We start from the raw sequence: 16,906 nt of genomic DNA, 5'->3' as shown, positions 1-16,906 counted from the left end.
TATAAAGACTTAGTGACTTGCCGTAGCCGTTTCTAGTTTACCAAAATCCTCAGTCGAACCCGCATCGGCCTGCCCCATGTTTTGACCGAAAGTTTTCTGTTCGGCAATCCAAGCGTCATACTCTTCTTGGGTCTCGACGATAATTTTCATTTGCATGTTGTAATGCGACTTTCCACAAATCTTGTTACAAAGCAAGACATAATCGAATTCCCAAGGATCAGAATTATCTTCACCCCTAGCGGCTCTCTCAGCCCTGATTTCGTTGGTTCGTTTTACCTTCGCGGCAACATCGGGATTCTGACGCATTTCCTCAGTTGTGTAAATCGGTGTAAAAGAGAACTCGGTAATCATACCGGGTACACAGTTCATTTGCGCCCTAAAGTGAGGCATGTAAGCAGAATGCAACACATCTTGTGAACGCATTTTGAAATTCACCTTTCTACCCACGGGCAAGTGCAATTCTTTTACGATGATATCATCGGCCGCATAGGTGTCAGATTCATCCAACCCAAGAACATTGGCCTTGTTGATGTCGATCATTCTAACGTTGGCCTTCCCCAAGACATTATCATCACCGGCGTATCTGGCCGTCCAGCTAAACTGCTGTGCATATAGTTCTACAACAATAGGATCATCCTCGTCATTGATATCCATAATATTGGTCCACGTGTACAATCCCCAAAGGATAAGACCTGCCAATACAATTACAGGAATAATCGTCCAAATAAACTCCAAACGGTCGTTATCGGCAAAGAAAAGTGCCTTTCTTCCTTTAACACCCCTGTATTTGTATCCGAAATAATGAAGTAAAGCCTGAGTCAAGGTCTGTACGATGAAAATGATCACCATAGACACCAACATTAGGGAGTCGTAATCGCCACCGTGCTCGGATGCAGCTTCCGGTAGTAAGTATTTACCATAATTCCAAAAGCTGAAAATGGTTATACCATAGATAAAGATAAGAAACGCAAACAGTAGATATCCGTTCGTCTTGTTATCTGAATCGTTAGCTATTTGAGAATTTTCGGCCTTGAGCTGGGACAGTTCGAAAATCTTCGTCATCTGCCAAATCGCTATTGCCACAAGGGCCAAAACCACTAAAGTCAATAATGTAGTCATCGTACGTTCTACTATTATACGTTAAAATTACTAATAATGAAAATGCCTGCTTTCTTCTATAAACGGATTTCGTTTCGGTTGTAAAGGCGCACTGCTCAAGGCACGGAAAACCCAGAAAATAAAGGCTCCAGCAAAGAATAGTATCGATCCTATCTCAGGAATACCGATAAACCATTGATCACCCACCGTAGATGGCATTATCATATTAAAGATATCCATATAGTGCCCTGCTAGAATAACGATACCCGTAAGAACCACAAACCAATTCAAACGTTTGTAATCACTATTCATCAAGAGCAATACTGGGAATAAAAAGTTCATAGCGACCATTCCGAAAAACGGTAATCTATAATCGGCAATTCGAGTTACGTAATACGTAACTTCCTCAGGAATATTAGAATACCAGATCAACATAAACTGAGAGAACCAAAGATAGGTCCAGAAAATACTGATACCGAACATAAACTTGGCCAAATCATGAATATGGCTATCATTAACATCTGGTAAGTATCCTTTCGATTTCAAGTATATGGTTATCATAGCGATTACCGTAATACCCGACACGAACATACTTGCAAACACATACCATCCAAAAAGTGTACTGAACCAGTGTGGGTCAACACTCATGATCCAATCCCAAGACATAATAGACTCGGAAACCAAATAGAATACCAAGAAAGCGGCAGACCATCTAAAGTTCAATTTAAAATTGGAATTATCATCCGATTCATCTTGTCTAAGTGAAAGCTTTCTAGAGTATTCCCTATAGAATATCCATCCGCCTAAGAATATAGCGGCACGAATCAAGAAGAAAGTAGGGTTCAAATACCCGGATTTTCCTTGTAAAAGGTGATCATGCGCCACCACTTCGGGATCCATCCAAACAAATAGGTGATTCATGTGCAATACGGAAAGTACCAATATTACAAATACTATTATACCACCCGGCACCAAATAGGCGGTAATTCCTTCCATCACACGAAATAGCAATGGCGACCAACCCGCTTGGGCCGCTCGTTGAATGGCATAAAAGGCCAATACTCCCAATGCGATCATAAAGAAAAAGAATGCCGCAACGTAAAGCGCCGCCCATGGCTTGTTCCTTAATTGGTGAAAAACATGCTCGTCATGCGAGGCATCGTGCGCTTCTGCCGCTTCACCATGCGCATCGGCAGCAACCGCGGCATGTGCGTCCGTAGCACCATGAGCATCACCGTGTGCGTCACCATGGCTGGCAACAATAGCTTTTGCTTCTTCAACGGTACTCGGTGCCGAAATGAATCCGATTGCAATACCAAGTATTCCAAGCGCCATTAAAACAAAGGAACCGATCTTTAATTTGTTTGAAAACGTATACATATCCCTTTTCTAAGTATTATTTCGTTAAGTCTTGTTTCAATTTCATCACGTACTCCGAAACCTGCCACATCTCTTTGGTATCCAATTGAGATGCATAAGACCCCATTGAGTTCAAACCGTACTGAATTGTATGGTAAGCCGTACCTATAGTAATGTTACGCGCCTCATCGGCGTAACTCGGTACCCCTAAAATCTTTTCTCTTTTTACCAATGTACCCTGACCGTCGCCCTTGTCACCATGACAAATCGCACAATAAATGGTATACAACTCGGCACCAACCGCCAAATCAGATTCAATGTTCAACGAATCTAAGGGGCTCTTTTGTACCCTGGCCAACTCTTTACCTTCCGGTGTGTTTTCGTAACCATAAGGAATCCATCCCCGCGAAATCGTATTTGCAGGAGGCACCATGGCCTCTTGCCCATTTGGCAGAAAATCGACTTCCCCATAGGCTTCATAGCCTACTGGTTCGTACATATTAGGCATATACTGATAGTTGGGACTGTTTTTATCGGCACAAGCCGTAACGCACAGTAGCAACCCGAAAACAATTCCTATTTTGCTAAAACTGTTCATATTTAATGACTGTTTTTTTCCACTATATTTATTTCGACTGCCCCTGTATCCAACAACAGATCTCTCAATTCTTTTTCGTTATCGTGTATATCGATCTCCATTAAAAAATGGTCATCGGTAGTACGCGGATCAGGATTCTCAGCATCTTTAAAAGGCCACAACCGGCTTCTTAGGTAAAACGTGATAACCATTAAGTGAGCTGCAAAGAATACGGTAAGCTCGAACATAATCGGTACAAAAGCCGGCATATTCTCTAGATAGCTAAAACTAGGCTTACCTCCAATATCTTGGGGCCAATCTTCGATCATAATGTAATTCATCATCAAAGTTGCCACTGTCAAACCAACACAACCGTAAAGAAACGATGTAATGGCTATACGCGTAGGGGCAAGCCCCATAGCCTTGTCTAAACCGTGAACCGGAAATGGGCAATATACCTCTTCAATGTGATGCTTGGCTGCTTTTACCTTCTTAACGGCAAGCATTAGCACATCATCATCGTCATAATATGCGTGTATCGCTTTAGATGCCATAATTACTGTTTCTTGTTATTTAATAATTTTGCCTGTCCGGCCCAATCGTCTCGTTGTGCCCTACCTGGGAAAGATTCGGTAATTGAATCCAACAAATCGTATTCCTTAGCGGTCATTCTTGCCACCTGGGCAAAAGTGAAGATACCGATTTCATTAAGGGTAGCTTCCATTTGAGGTCCAACACCCTTAATTTGCTTAAGGTCGTCAGCCGTTTCCTTGGTCGCATCGAAAGTACCGATAGTACTCAAAAGCTCGGATACGCTCTCACTAGCATCTTTTTGAGGAACAACCTCTCCCATCAACACATCATCCGTAATAACAGCTTCCTTTATTTTTGAGGCATCCATCTTTTTTATCTGATACAATGGCTTACCTGCATCCCTAAGATCTTTGTAACGTTGGCCTGAGGATTTCAAAATAGATTTTACTTCTGCCTGTGCAATCACGGGGAACGTTCTAGCATAAAGCAGGAACAATACGAAGAAGAACCCTATCGTACCCACGAAGATACCGATATCGACAAAGGTAGGAGAGAACATCGTCCAAGATGATGGAAGGTAATCCCTATGCAAAGATGTAACGATGATCACGAAACGTTCGAACCACATACCTATGTTCACGACAATAGATATAAAGAAAGAGAACATGATACTGGTACGTAATTTTTTGAACCACATGAACTGTGGGGAGAACACGTTACAAGTCATCATTGACCAGTAGGCCCACCAGTAAGGCCCCGTAGCCCTGTTCAAGAAGGCATATTGTTCGTACTCCACACCTGAATACCAAGCCATAAAGAGCTCTGTAATATAAGCACAACCTACGATAGAACCTGTAATCATGATTACGATGTTCATCAATTCAATATGCTGAACGGTTATATAAGCTTCTAGATGACACACTTTACGCATAATGATCAAAAGCGTGTTCACCATGGCAAATCCGGAGAAGATAGCCCCTGCCACAAAGTATGGAGGGAAAATCGTTGTATGCCATCCAGGAATTACCGAAGTAGCAAAGTCAAAAGATACGATGGTGTGTACGGAAAGTACAAGTGGCGTTGCCAAACCGGCCAATACCAAAGACACCTCTTCGAAACGTTGCCAGTCTTTTGCACGACCACTCCATCCGAAACTCAATAGACTGTATATTTTCTTTTGAAAAGGAAGTACCGCCCTATCACGTATCATGGCGAAATCGGGAAGCAAACCTGTCCACCAGAAAACCAAGGATACGGAAAGGTAAGTAGAGATCGCGAACACATCCCAAAGCAAGGGAGAGTTAAAGTTCACCCAAAGCGAACCGAATTGGTTCGGAATAGGCAATACCCAGTACGCCAACCAAGGACGTCCCATATGTATGATCGGGAAAAGTCCCGCTTGTACCACCGAGAAGATGGTCATAGCCTCCGCAGAGCGGTTAATGGCCATTCTCCACTTTTGACGGAACAATAAAAGTACCGCGGATATCAACGTACCGGCGTGACCGATACCTACCCACCATACAAAGTTTGTAATATCCCAAGCCCAGTTAACGGTCTTGTTCAATCCCCAAGTTCCAATACCTGTTGATACGGTATAAATGATACAACCTACACCCCATAGGAATGCTACCAAGGCAATGGAAAACACAATCCACCAATGCTTATTGGCCCTTCCTTCTACGGGGGCAGAGATGTCCACACTAACATCGTGGTAACCTTTATCCCCGACAACTAAGGGCTTTCGAATAGGTGCTTCGTAATGCGACGCCATAAAATTCTGTTATAGTTGTTTACTTAAATACGATTATGCTTCGTTCGTGTTTCTGACCTTAACATGGTAGAACACATTTGGTTTTGTTCCTACATGCTCCAATAAATGGTACATGCGGTCGCTCTCGGCCAATTTGGCAACTTTACTTTCCTTATCGTTGACATCACCGAAAACGATAGCTCCAGTACTACAGGCAGACGAACAGGCCGTTTGAAACTCGCCATCTTTTACAAGGCGACCATCTCTCTTGGCATCTAAAATGGTTTTTTGTGTTTTTTGGATACACATCGAACATTTTTCGATAACCCCTCTTGAACGAACGTTTACATCTGGGTTTAATACCATTTTACCCAAATCGTTGTTCATGTGGTAATCGAACTCATCATTGTTGCTATACAAGAACCAGTTGAACCTTCTTACTTTATACGGACAGTTGTTAGCACAGTATCTCGTACCTACACAACGGTTATACGCCATGTGATTCTGACCTTGACGGCTATGCGATGTTGCAGCAACCGGACATACCGTTTCACACGGCGCATGGTTACAGTGCTGACACATTACAGGCTGAAAGGCCACTTGTGGGTTGGCCGCTGGATGCTCCAACTCACCAAAACCACCTAAAGAACCATTATCTCCGGAAAGACCGTCGAAATTATCCTTTTTGGTATTGTCATCCTCAAAGGTATCCTCCGAAGAATAATATCTATCGATACGCAACCAGTGCATATCCCTACTTTTTCGCACTTCTTCCTTACCTACTACAGGAACATTGTTCTCCGCATGACAAGCAATAACACAGGCACCACAACCGGTACACGCATTAAGGTCAATGGACATGTTGAAATGATGACCGATAGAACGATCAAAACTATCCCACAAATCCACAGAAGTAGCAGGAACCTCTTTATGGTCTAAGGACACCATCGGTTGAACATTCCACTCCGAATGATCTTTGGTGTTGAATATCTCCAAGGTAGTTTCTTTAATGATATCACCCCTACCCATCAAGGTTTTATGCAACTGAATACAAGCAAACTCGTGTGTACCTGAAGCTTTTTCTATAGTAGCCGACTGAACGCTCTTAAAATCTTGATATAATGGATAAGCGTTTACCCCGGTCTGCATTTCAGACTTCATACCGACCTTTCTTCCATAACCAAAGGAAAGTCCGATTGAACCCACTGCCTGACCAGGCTGTATTATTACAGGAACGTTGCTTACCGTAACACCGTTGACCGTAATATTGGCATAGCTACCATCAAGGCCACCGTTGGCCACATGATAGTTTTCGAAGCCCAATCGTTCGGCATCATCCTTGGAAACCGTTACGTAATTATCCCAGGAAACCCTTGTTATAGGATCAGGGAACTCTTGCAACCATGGGTTGTTAGCCTGATGACCGGCACCCATTCCTGTTTTTGAATAAAGCTCCAATTCCATACCCCCGCCACTTGTAGCATTGACCAAACTATTAATGGCCGCGGCAATAGAAACACCGGAAGCAACAACTTCCTCGGCCTCACTCGCATTGACAGTTTCCTTATCTTCTTCCGAAGCGGCCTCATCCTGTGGATCAGCATCGTTTCCAGCTGTAAAGACAACAGCAGCACCCGAATACACACCATCATGAAGCGCCTTATTCCAATCGTTCCCGGCCAATATTGAATTTGACCAAGTCTCCTTAATATAATCGTAATAACTTTTATCACTACCCAACCAGTTCAACAAGGCCGTTTGAAACTGCCTTGTATCGAACAACTCTTGAATAGTAGGCTGCATTAAACTATAATGCCCTTTTTTCACCTGAACATCACCCCACGACTCAAGGAAGTGATTCGCAGCAGCAGTGTACTGCATCACCTCGGTAGTTTCGTTCCAATTGGTAGAAAAAGCAACTGAAAGCCCTACTTTCTCAACACCTTCCTTAAAATCGGCGGCGTTGGGCAAGGTATACATTGGGTTGACCCCATCGGTTATCAAAGCACCCACCTTACCGGCCTTCATGTCGGCAATCAACTTCTGAACCGATTTTACGTTACCCTGTCTTACATAACGGGGCGACTTCGCATCAAAAGCCTTACTTCCCAACATTTCGTTGATGGCCAATACAACGGTCTGTGCATTTATATCATCAAGCCCCGTAACCACTACGGCACCATTTTTATTCTTAGCTATCTGCGCGGCAACATCTTTTATCGCCTTCAACACCCCTTCCGAAAGCTCACCACCAACACTGCTACCGTTCAATTCGGCGTACAACTTGGCCAAGGCGATTTTTTGCTGCATTGGAGTCAAGGGAACACGCTTATCGGCATTAGCCCCACTCAAAGTCATGTTCGCCTCAAACTGTACGTGACGCGACATTTTGCCCTTCTTAGGAATTCTACCCTTGGCATAACCCGAATCATAACCGCCTCCTTGCCAATCCCCTAAGAAATCCGCTCCGAAGGAAACAATAAGATCCGCTTTTTCAAAATCGTAATCGGCCAACGCACGCTCACCATATCTTGCTTCAAAAGCACTGGCTGCGGCATCTTCGGCTATGGCATCGTAAACCACATGGTTCACATTGCCGAACTCGGCCTTCATATCAGCTATCAATCTATCGGTAGACGGACTGGCATATGTCTGGGTCAACAAAGCGATTTGTTGTCCTGAACCTTTAAGACTACCCAACTTGGCTTTTACCGCCGCATCAAGCACCGACCATTCCACAGGCTCACCGTTGGCCATTGGACCTTGCAAACGCGTACTATCATACAACGAAAGCACAGAAGCCTGAACCCTGGCATTGGCAGAACCCGCAACCTTGGCATCTTTATTATTCTCAACCTTTATAGGTCGACCTTCCCGAGTCTTTACAAGGATACTTGCAAAATCAAAACCATCCGCTATGGTAGTAGCATAGTAGTTCGCAACACCAGGAATAATATTCTCCGGTTGAACCACATAAGGAATGGATTTATGAACAGGACCCTCACAAGCCGCCAATGTGGCCGCTGCCGTACTAAAACCGACGTATTTAAGGAAATCCCTTCTATTGGTAGATGTAGCGGACAAACCTTCTTTATCACCCAAAAAATCATCTACGGGAATTTGCTCAACAAATTCGTTCTGTCTTAGCGTCTCAACAATGGAATCGTTCGGATTTAACTCCGCTTCGTTTTTCCAGTATTTTTTGTTTGATGCCATACGTTTTTATGTAATTAGCTACTTTCTAGTTCGATTAATAGTGACACTTTCCACATTCCAGACCACCCATTTGAGCAGCGGTCAACTTATCCACCCCATACTTCTTGGAAAGTTCGGCATGAATTTTTTCATAGTAAGCATTCCCTTCTACCTTGATATCGGTCTCACGGTGACAGTTCACACACCAACCCATGGTCAATGGCGAATACTGATACATAACCTCCATCTCCTCAACCGGTCCGTGACATTGCTGACACTCAATACCCGCAACACTCACGTGTTGAGAATGGTTAAAGTAAGCAAAATCAGGTAAGTTGTGGATACGCACCCATTTTACAGGCTGGCTTTCCCCGGTATACTTTTGATTTTCTTCATCCCAACCAACGGCAGCATAAAGCTTCTTGATTTCTTTATTATAGTCGATACCGTACTCCCTTTTACCTTCTTCCAAGGTTTCATCGGCCACTTGATAGATCGACTTATGACAGTTCATACAAACATTCAAGGATGGAATTCCGGAAGTTTTGGAAACCCTAGCGGAAGAATGACAGTACTTACACTCTATTTTATTGTCACCGGCGTGGATACGGTGCGAGTAATGAATAGGCTGAACCGGGGCATAACCCTGATCAACACCTACCTGCATCATCCACCCATAGGCAAAATACGCACTTCCCAACAACAAGAAGACAACGGTCACCAAAACCAAAAATTGGTTTTTAGCAAAGGCCTTCCAAAGCGGAAGTCTTTTTGCCGACTCTTCTTGACTTAAATCCACACCATTTGCCTCAGCGATTCTTCTTAGCGTTTTGTTCACCAAGAACAACATCACCACCAACAAGGCAAAAACCAGGGCCAAGGCACCAAGCACCAACTCATTTGAAACCCCATCACCGGAAGAACCACTACCCGAACCGGAAGCTTCCCCAGCGGCAGCGGCAGCAGGAGCGGCCGTTTTCGGCGGAGCGGCAGTATAGGCCAAAATATTATCGATATCCTCATTCGACAAAGTCGGAAAAGGAGTCATTGCAGCCTGGTTGTACTCACTGTACACCTTATTGGCATACGCATCCCCGGAAGCAATCAAGCCCGGACTGTTTTTAATCCAATTGTAAAGCCATTCACGATCCAGACCTTCATCATCCGACAACCTTGACTCAACATTAGCCAAAGCCGGACCGGTCATTTTTCGAGTTAATGAGTGACATGCGGCACAATTCTGATTGAACAGTGCTTTACCTTTCGCCGGATCCCCAGAGGAATCTCCCGAATCCGCAACCTCGGCAGAAGCCCCCTCAGCGGAACCTCCATCTTGAGCGAATATAGAAACGGAAAATAGCAGGAATACAATTAGAGATACACCTAAAACCTTAGAAATCGAATGGCGGTACGGAACCTTTTTCATATGAATCTTATTTCTATCGAGATCTTGGCACGATAATTTCAGTTGCAAGGAACGACACCTTGTTTTTATCAGTGCTAAAATTGATGGCAAAAATACGTAATACACTTTATTCTTTAAATGTTAGCGGATTGATAATTTCTAATTTATAATAGTTCTAAATAAATCGGAAGGGCTTTCTATGCCTCATAATAATTTACTTTTGCATAAAATATTAAAACCCAATTATTTCACGACAATGAAAACATTTTTCACCCTTAGTCTCACCATAGCGTCATTAGCCATTGGCCACGCACAACAGGGCCAAGTTCATATAGAACAAGACCAAAAAATCACCGATCTCATAGAAATCTACAAGACTTCAAACGAAAGTTCGGACTATTACCGCATTCAAGTCGGCTTTGGTTCTTATAACAAAGCCCAAAACATTCAAGCGAAAGTAGAACAAGATTTCCCCGACCTTCCTTCTAAAATCGATTTTGACTCCCCTACCTACCGCGTAAGGGTCGGAAGGTTCGCCAACAAATTGGACGCCGAGCGGAAATTTCGCGAGGTACGGCAGAAATATCCCGATGCCATGTTGTTAAAACCAAAAAAATCGACCCGTTAGGTCGATTTTTTTATTCTTATTATTACTTCACAGGTCACAAGGACCTATTTCAAATCACTTATTTCGTCTTAAGCTTCTTCTTAACGGCTACTTCTTGGAAGGCCTCTACGATATCCCCTTCCTTGATATCGTTGTAATTCTTCACCTGAAGACCACAGTCATATCCTTTGGAAACTTCCTTGACATCGTCTTTGAAACGTTTCAACGAAGACAGCTCCCCGGTAAAGACCACCACACCATCACGTATCAAACGTATACCGGCGTTACGAAGAATCTTACCATTGGTAACCATACAACCTGCAATGGTACCGACTTTAGAGATTTTAAAGGTCTCTCGTATCTCGGCCGTACCGGTAATCTCTTCCTTGATCTCTGGAGACAACATACCTTCCATCGCATCCTTAAGGTCATTGATCGCATCATATATAATGGAGTACATTCTGATATCGATCTCTTCTTTTTCAGCAACATCCCTTGCATTACCCATCGGCCTTACATTAAACCCGATAATAATTGCATCGGATGCAGAAGCCAACAACACATCGGATTCGGTAATGGCACCTACACCTTTATGAATGATGTTCACTTGAATTTCTTCAGTAGACAATTTCTGGAAAGAGTCGGTCAATGCTTCAACAGAACCATCCACATCACCTTTAAGAATGATGTTCAACTCCTTAAAGTCACCCAATGCGATACGTCTTCCGATTTCATCAAGGGTAATATGCCTTTGTGTCCTGACCGATTGCTCACGCTGTAATTGCGAACGCTTGGTGGCAATTTGTTTTGCCTCCCTTTCATCTTCAAGCACATTGAACTTATCACCGGCCTGTGGCGCACCATCAAGCCCCAATATGGATATCGGTGTTGCAGGACCTGCAGTTTTCACGATGTTTCCCCGCTCATCTTGCATAGCCTTGACCTTACCACTATTTGTTCCGGCAAGCACATAGTCACCTATTTTAAGCGTACCACCCTGCACCAAGATCGTAGATACATATCCACGGCCCTTATCCAAGAAGGCTTCTACAACAGTACCATGGGCCATCTTGTTCGGATTGGCCTTAAGCTCTAACAGTTCAGCTTCAAGCAGGACTTTTTCCAAAAGTTCTTTTACGCCCTCACCTGTTTTTGCCGATATGTCATGTGATTGTATTTTACCCCCCCAGTCTTCGACCAAAAGGTTCATTTGAGCCAATCCTTCTTTTATTTTATCAGGGTTAGCCGTAGGCCTATCGATTTTATTTATCGCAAAAACAATAGGAACACCTGCCGCCTGGGCATGGCTTATCGCTTCTTTGGTCTGGGGCATAATATCATCGTCCGCCGCAATAACGATTACCGCTATATCGGTAACCTGCGCACCCCTGGCCCGCATCGCCGTAAAGGCTTCGTGACCCGGAGTATCCAAGAAGGTAATTTTTTGTCCGTCTTCCAACGTAACACCATAAGCACCGATATGCTGGGTAATCCCACCACTTTCGCCTGCAATTACATTAGCTTCCCTAACATAATCCAACAATGAGGTTTTACCGTGATCCACGTGACCCATAACGGTTACGATGGGCGCTCTTGGCTCAAGATCTTCAGGCGCATCGGCCTCAACTTCTATAGATTCCTCTAATTCGGCAGTTACAAACTCAACCTCATAACCAAACTCATCGGCTACGATAGACAAAGTCTCGGCATCCAGACGCTGGTTCATGGTGACCATGATACCTAAAGACATACATGCCGATATAATTTCAGTGGTAGACACCTCCATCATGGTAGCGACCTCACCAACGGTTACAAACTCGGTAACCTTCAACACCTTACTTTCCAGTTCTTGTTGTTCAAGATCCTTCTCGGTCTGTTGACGGTGTTGATCTCTTTTATCCCTTCTATATTTGGCACCTTTGCCCTTCTTCGATTTACCCTGTAACTTCTCTAGGGTCTCCCGAATCTGTTTTTGTACATCTTCTTCGGTAGGCTCTACTTTTGGAGCTCCATAACGTGGGTTACCACCGCCACCGCCTTTTCTGGCAGCTGGGCCCGTACCTCTTTGTCTAGGCGCATTTCCGGTATTACCGCCCGAATTATTGCTTACAATACGTTTTCTTCTCTTCTTACGGTCATTGCCCGCATCGGAGCCAGTCTTGGGCTCTTCTTTTTTCTTCTTGGGCTTATTGAACTGCGAAAGGTCAATTTTGGCCGTAATCTTAGGACCGGTAAGTTTCTTGTACTTGGTAGCCAGTATACCGTCATCCTTAGGGACTTCAGCTTCTGTCTTCGCAGCAGTTTCCTCTTTTTCCGCTTTTTCCGGTTTGGCCTCAACCTTAGGCTCTTCCTTAGGAGTTTCTTCCTTCCCTAGCTTCTCCGGTTTCTTCTCCTCTACTTTCTCGACCACCTTTTCAACTGGCTTCTCCTCTACCTTTTTAGGTTCCTTTGGAGCCTCTACCTGTGGTTTCACTTCTTCGACCACAGCTTTCTCCTCAACCTTCGGCTCTTCCTTCTTAGCAACTGGAGCTGGAGTTGGAGTCGGTGCCGGCGTTTCCTTGGCTTTCTTCCCACCATCCAAATCGATTTTACCAATCGTTTTGGGGCCTTGAAGTTCCACCTTGCCAACCAAAGTCTTTTCTGCGGCAGCTGCACGTTTTTCACGGGCCAAACGTCGTTCCTCTTGCTCTTGCTCTAATTGCAATCGCAGGGCCTCCTTTTCTTTACGCTTTTCTTCACCGACTTCCTTAGAGGCAACTTTCTTGCTCTTATCGGTCTGAAATTCTTGTTGAAGCACTTCATAGACCTCGTCAGAAATCTTCGTTGTCGGCCGTGCATCTATTTCGTGCCCTTTCGAGGCAAGAAAATCCACAGCCCTATCCAAAGAAATATTAAACTCTTTGAGGACTTTGTTAAGCCTTATTTTTGCAATGTCTGCCATAAATACTTTCTCCTAATTCTCTTTAATCCTTGCTAATATACAGAACCTTGGCCAGGTTTCACAAACCAATACAGAAGCAGAATTTTCCGCTAAAGTATTAAAAACCCTTGACTAGTTCATAGCTATTCTTCCAATTCTTCCCGAAGAATGCGCACAACTTCCAAAATTGTTTCCTCTTCGAGGTCGGTACGCTTAACAAGATCATCAACATCTTGCTCCAATATACTACGAGCTGTATCCAATCCTATTTTCTTAAATTCTTCTATAATCCATGCATCGATTTCATCGGTAAACTCGGTCAATTCCACATCTTCCTCGACCCCTTCCCTGAATACATCTATTTCATAACCAGTTAACTGACCCGCGAGACGAATATTGTGTCCTCCCCTACCAATGGCCTTTGAAACCTCTTCGGGTCTTAAGTACACCTGGGCGGTCATCTTCTCGTCGTTCAACTTTACCGAAGACACCCTTGCCGGACTCAACGCCCTGGTTACCATCAACTGAGGGTTAGCCGTCCAGTTGATTACATCGATATTTTCGTTACCCAATTCACGAACTATGCCATGAATTCTCGAACCCTTCATACCCACACAGGCACCTACAGGGTCGATACGGTCATCATACGAGTCAACGGCAACCTTTGCCTTTTCCCCAGGAATACGAACCGCTTTTTTAATGGTGATAAGTCCGTCGTACACCTCTGGAATCTCCTGAAAAAACAATTGTTCCAAGAATTTAGGGGAGCTCCTAGACATTATGATGGTAGGCTTGCTTCCTTTCAACTCCACACTTTCGATCACACCTCGCACATTATCTCCCTTTCTGAAAAAGTCGGAAGGTATCTGCCTATCTTTTGGCAAAATAATCTCATTTCCCTCATCATCCAACAAAATAATGGCCTTGTGACGAATATGGTGGACCTCGGCGGTGTAAATTTCACCTTCCAAATCCTTAAACTGCTTGTAAATAGTAGTATTATCATGCTCGTGTATCTTAGATATCAAGTTTTGGCGCAGTGCCAAAATAGCCCTTCTACCCAAGTCGATCAACTTTACCTCTTCGGAAACATCTTCCCCGACCTCAAAATCGGGCTCGATCTTACGCGCTTCGGAAAGCGATATCTCTTCGTTAGGCTCTTCAACCTCTCCATCTTCGACTACTACACGATTTCTCCATATTTCCAAATCGCCTTTATCTGGATTGATAATGATATCGAAATTGTCATCAGAGCCAAATTTCTTCTTGAGGGCACTTCGAAATACATCTTCCAAAATGGCCATCAACGTTACCCTATCTATGAATTTATCGTCTTTAAATTCCGAAAAAGACTCAATCAGTGCAATATTTTCCATTACGCTACTATTACCATTAAAATTTTAAAATGACTTTTGCTTCCTTGATGTCAGAAAAATTGATTTCCTCTTTTTTCTGAACTGTAACTTTCCCTTTTCCAATGGGTTTGGGTTCCCGTGCCTTCCATTCCAGCACAATACCTTCATCGGTAGTTCCGGTTAAATTTCCTTCAAAGGTCTCCGCCTCGGTTCTCACCATGAGCTTTCGACCTATATTCTTAGTATACTGACGAGGCATCACTATCGGCGATGCCGCACCGGCCGAAGCGACCTCCAATGAAAAATCGTATTCATCGCGATCTAAATTATGTTCTATTGCACGACTAATTTTCATACAGTCTTGCACCGTTACACCTTCATCGCCATCTAAAACCACTTTTATATGGTTATCGGCAGACATCGAAAAATCGATTAAAAATAACGTGTCATCCGCTGCCAGCGCATCGTCTAAAAGTGCCTTGACCTTGTCCTTCAACATAATATTTAGAAATAAAAAAGAGGACCAAATTGTCCCCTCATGAATACTTTTATATCCTTTCAGTGATGCAAATATACGATTTTTTTATTTCCGACAATATAGCTTTCACTTAAAGAGTTTTATATCATAGTTATTCATATAAAATTAACAATTTTACAATAGATTCAAAACACCCAACCCAATCAACAGCCCATGGAAATCTTATCTTCTTACAATATGATCATCGGAGCCTCGGCCATTGTGATCATATCATTCTGGTTTAACGGCATCTCGAAAAAGACCAACATCCCCTCCGTTCTCATGCTGATCGTCTTAGGCGTTCTCTTACAATTCGGCCTAAAACACCTTATGGGCGCCGAGATCAATTTTGAAAAGAACCTACGCGGCACCCTTGAAATTATCGGAACCGTCGGCCTGATCATGATCGTGCTCGAAGCCGCGCTAGAACTCGAACTCAAAAAAGAAAAACTGATACCCATTCTAAAATCTATGGCCATTGCCCTGGTCGGCCTGGTCGCCTCGGCATGGGTAGCAGCCCTTGTACTCCATCAATTCATCGACGGCATGAGCATGCAATCGGCCTGGCTCTATGCCACCCCACTATCGATATTATCGAGCGCCATAATCATACCCAGCGTGAGCGGACTACGCGAAGACAAAAAGGAATTCCATATTTACGAAAGCACCTTTTCCGATATTATGGGAATCATGATGTTCTATTTCCTGACCGGAACCCTAGACCCCGAGACCGACACGGGCGCCCTGGCCTTCGGCGGAAATATCGTTCTCACCATTGTCATCGCCATTGTTGCCAGCTATGCCCTAGTACTTATTTTTCAAAAAATAAAAAGCCAGGCCAAGCAATTTTTATTGATTGCGGTACTCTTATTGCTTTACGCCATCGGAAAGAAAATGCACCTGTCTTCCTTGATCATTATTTTAGTGTTCGGATTGGTCATCGCCAACGTCAAGCTCTTTTTTCCGGGTAAGACCGCTATTTTTCTCGAAAAGGAAAAGATGCAGCAGATTTACCATGAGCTACATATCATCACCCTCGAGACCGCCTTTATCGTTCGCACCTTTTTCTTTGTCATCTTTGGTATAACCATCGTTCTTTCTTCGCTTTTTAGCATTAACGTTGCCCTAGTCAGCATATTGATCATCGCCTCTATCTACGTCATTCGATATGGCATGCTAAGGCTTTTTATCGGCAAGGACATTTTCCCCCAGGTTTTTATCGCCCCACGGGGATTGATTACCATTTTACTCTTCTACGCCATTCCCAAAAAAGCAGAAGTGGCGGGTTTTGAATCGGGCATCCTACTCTTTGTCATCATAGCCACCAGCCTGATCATGACCTGGGCCATGATTCGCGACAAGAAGAAAATGGGCACCATGCTAGACGAAATAGACGAAGAAATGCTGGCCCGCAACGCGGCCGAAGACGAACTCAACGAACTTCAAAACGAATCCCTTGAAACGGAAACTCCCGAAGAACACACCTTTGAAACCCCTTACGACAAGAAAGACCCGCCCGATTACGGGAACGAAACGGCTTAACACAAAAAACCCGATACTTTGCAGTATCGGGTTTTTTAATTTTT

At 43.8% G+C, this 16,906-nt stretch carries 12 protein-coding genes; 2 read left to right on the top strand and 10 right to left on the bottom strand.

Annotated elements, in window-relative coordinates:
* Positions 1 to 9 precede the first annotated feature (9 nt).
* Genes ZOBGAL_RS11195 through ZOBGAL_RS11165 form a run of 7 tightly spaced genes read right to left on the bottom strand, consistent with a single transcriptional unit; the run spans position 10 to position 9,942 of the window.
* Entirely contained in the window at positions 10 to 1,119 is a 1,110-nt protein-coding gene (locus ZOBGAL_RS11195; protein WP_013993720.1) for a cytochrome c oxidase subunit II, read from the bottom strand.
* A gap of 30 nt (positions 1,120 to 1,149) precedes the next feature.
* Complete coding sequence (locus ZOBGAL_RS11190; protein WP_013993719.1) at positions 1,150 to 2,478, bottom strand: hypothetical protein; 1,329 nt, start codon at positions 2,476 to 2,478, stop codon at positions 1,150 to 1,152.
* A 16-nt stretch (positions 2,479 to 2,494) separates the two neighbouring features.
* Positions 2,495 to 3,055, bottom strand: a complete 561-nt coding sequence (locus tag ZOBGAL_RS11185) for a c-type cytochrome (protein WP_013993718.1) — start codon at positions 3,053 to 3,055, stop codon at positions 2,495 to 2,497.
* Between the two features lie 2 nt (positions 3,056 to 3,057).
* Positions 3,058 to 3,588, bottom strand: coding sequence for a DUF3341 domain-containing protein (locus ZOBGAL_RS11180; protein WP_013993717.1), 531 nt, complete (start codon positions 3,586 to 3,588; stop codon positions 3,058 to 3,060).
* Between the two features lie 2 nt (positions 3,589 to 3,590).
* The gene (gene nrfD, locus ZOBGAL_RS11175) at positions 3,591 to 5,342 is read right to left on the bottom strand and encodes an NrfD/PsrC family molybdoenzyme membrane anchor subunit (protein ID WP_013993716.1); all 1,752 of its coding nucleotides are present in this window, start codon (positions 5,340 to 5,342) and stop codon (positions 3,591 to 3,593) included.
* A 33-nt stretch (positions 5,343 to 5,375) separates the two neighbouring features.
* Positions 5,376 to 8,537, bottom strand: a complete 3,162-nt coding sequence (locus tag ZOBGAL_RS11170) for a TAT-variant-translocated molybdopterin oxidoreductase (RefSeq protein WP_013993715.1) — start codon at positions 8,535 to 8,537, stop codon at positions 5,376 to 5,378.
* 34 nt (positions 8,538 to 8,571) lie between these two features.
* Positions 8,572 to 9,942, bottom strand: a complete 1,371-nt coding sequence (locus ZOBGAL_RS11165; protein ID WP_013993714.1) for a c-type cytochrome — start codon at positions 9,940 to 9,942, stop codon at positions 8,572 to 8,574.
* Positions 9,943 to 10,177: 235 nt separating this feature from the next.
* Between ZOBGAL_RS11165 and ZOBGAL_RS11160 the strand changes: the two genes are divergently transcribed.
* Positions 10,178 to 10,549, top strand: a complete 372-nt coding sequence (locus ZOBGAL_RS11160; RefSeq protein ID WP_046287459.1) for an SPOR domain-containing protein — start codon at positions 10,178 to 10,180, stop codon at positions 10,547 to 10,549.
* 58 nt (positions 10,550 to 10,607) lie between these two features.
* On the opposite strand, the gene infB is transcribed toward ZOBGAL_RS11160, so the two are convergent.
* From infB to rimP, 3 genes are all read right to left on the bottom strand, one after another.
* Positions 10,608 to 13,469 carry a translation initiation factor IF-2 gene (infB, locus tag ZOBGAL_RS11155; protein WP_013993712.1) on the bottom strand — a complete coding sequence of 954 codons (2,862 nt, stop codon included), beginning with the start codon at positions 13,467 to 13,469 and terminating at the stop codon, positions 10,608 to 10,610.
* A gap of 122 nt (positions 13,470 to 13,591) precedes the next feature.
* Positions 13,592 to 14,824 (bottom strand): transcription termination factor NusA, encoded by a 1,233-nt coding sequence (nusA, locus tag ZOBGAL_RS11150; RefSeq protein WP_013993711.1) that lies wholly within the window; start codon positions 14,822 to 14,824, stop codon positions 13,592 to 13,594.
* 16 nt (positions 14,825 to 14,840) lie between these two features.
* Positions 14,841 to 15,302, bottom strand: a complete 462-nt coding sequence (gene rimP / locus ZOBGAL_RS11145; RefSeq protein WP_013993710.1) for a ribosome assembly cofactor RimP — start codon at positions 15,300 to 15,302, stop codon at positions 14,841 to 14,843.
* A 192-nt stretch (positions 15,303 to 15,494) separates the two neighbouring features.
* On the opposite strand from rimP, the gene ZOBGAL_RS11140 reads away from it, so the two are divergent.
* Positions 15,495 to 16,862, top strand: a complete 1,368-nt coding sequence (locus ZOBGAL_RS11140; protein ID WP_013993709.1) for a cation:proton antiporter domain-containing protein — start codon at positions 15,495 to 15,497, stop codon at positions 16,860 to 16,862.
* Positions 16,863 to 16,906 lie beyond the last annotated feature (44 nt).

The sequence above is a fragment of the Zobellia galactanivorans genome, assembly GCF_000973105.1.
Classification (GTDB): Bacteria; Bacteroidota; Bacteroidia; order Flavobacteriales; family Flavobacteriaceae; genus Zobellia; species Zobellia galactanivorans.
Note: the sequence above shows the minus strand (reverse complement) of the source record. Positions and strands in the feature narration are given on the sequence as shown.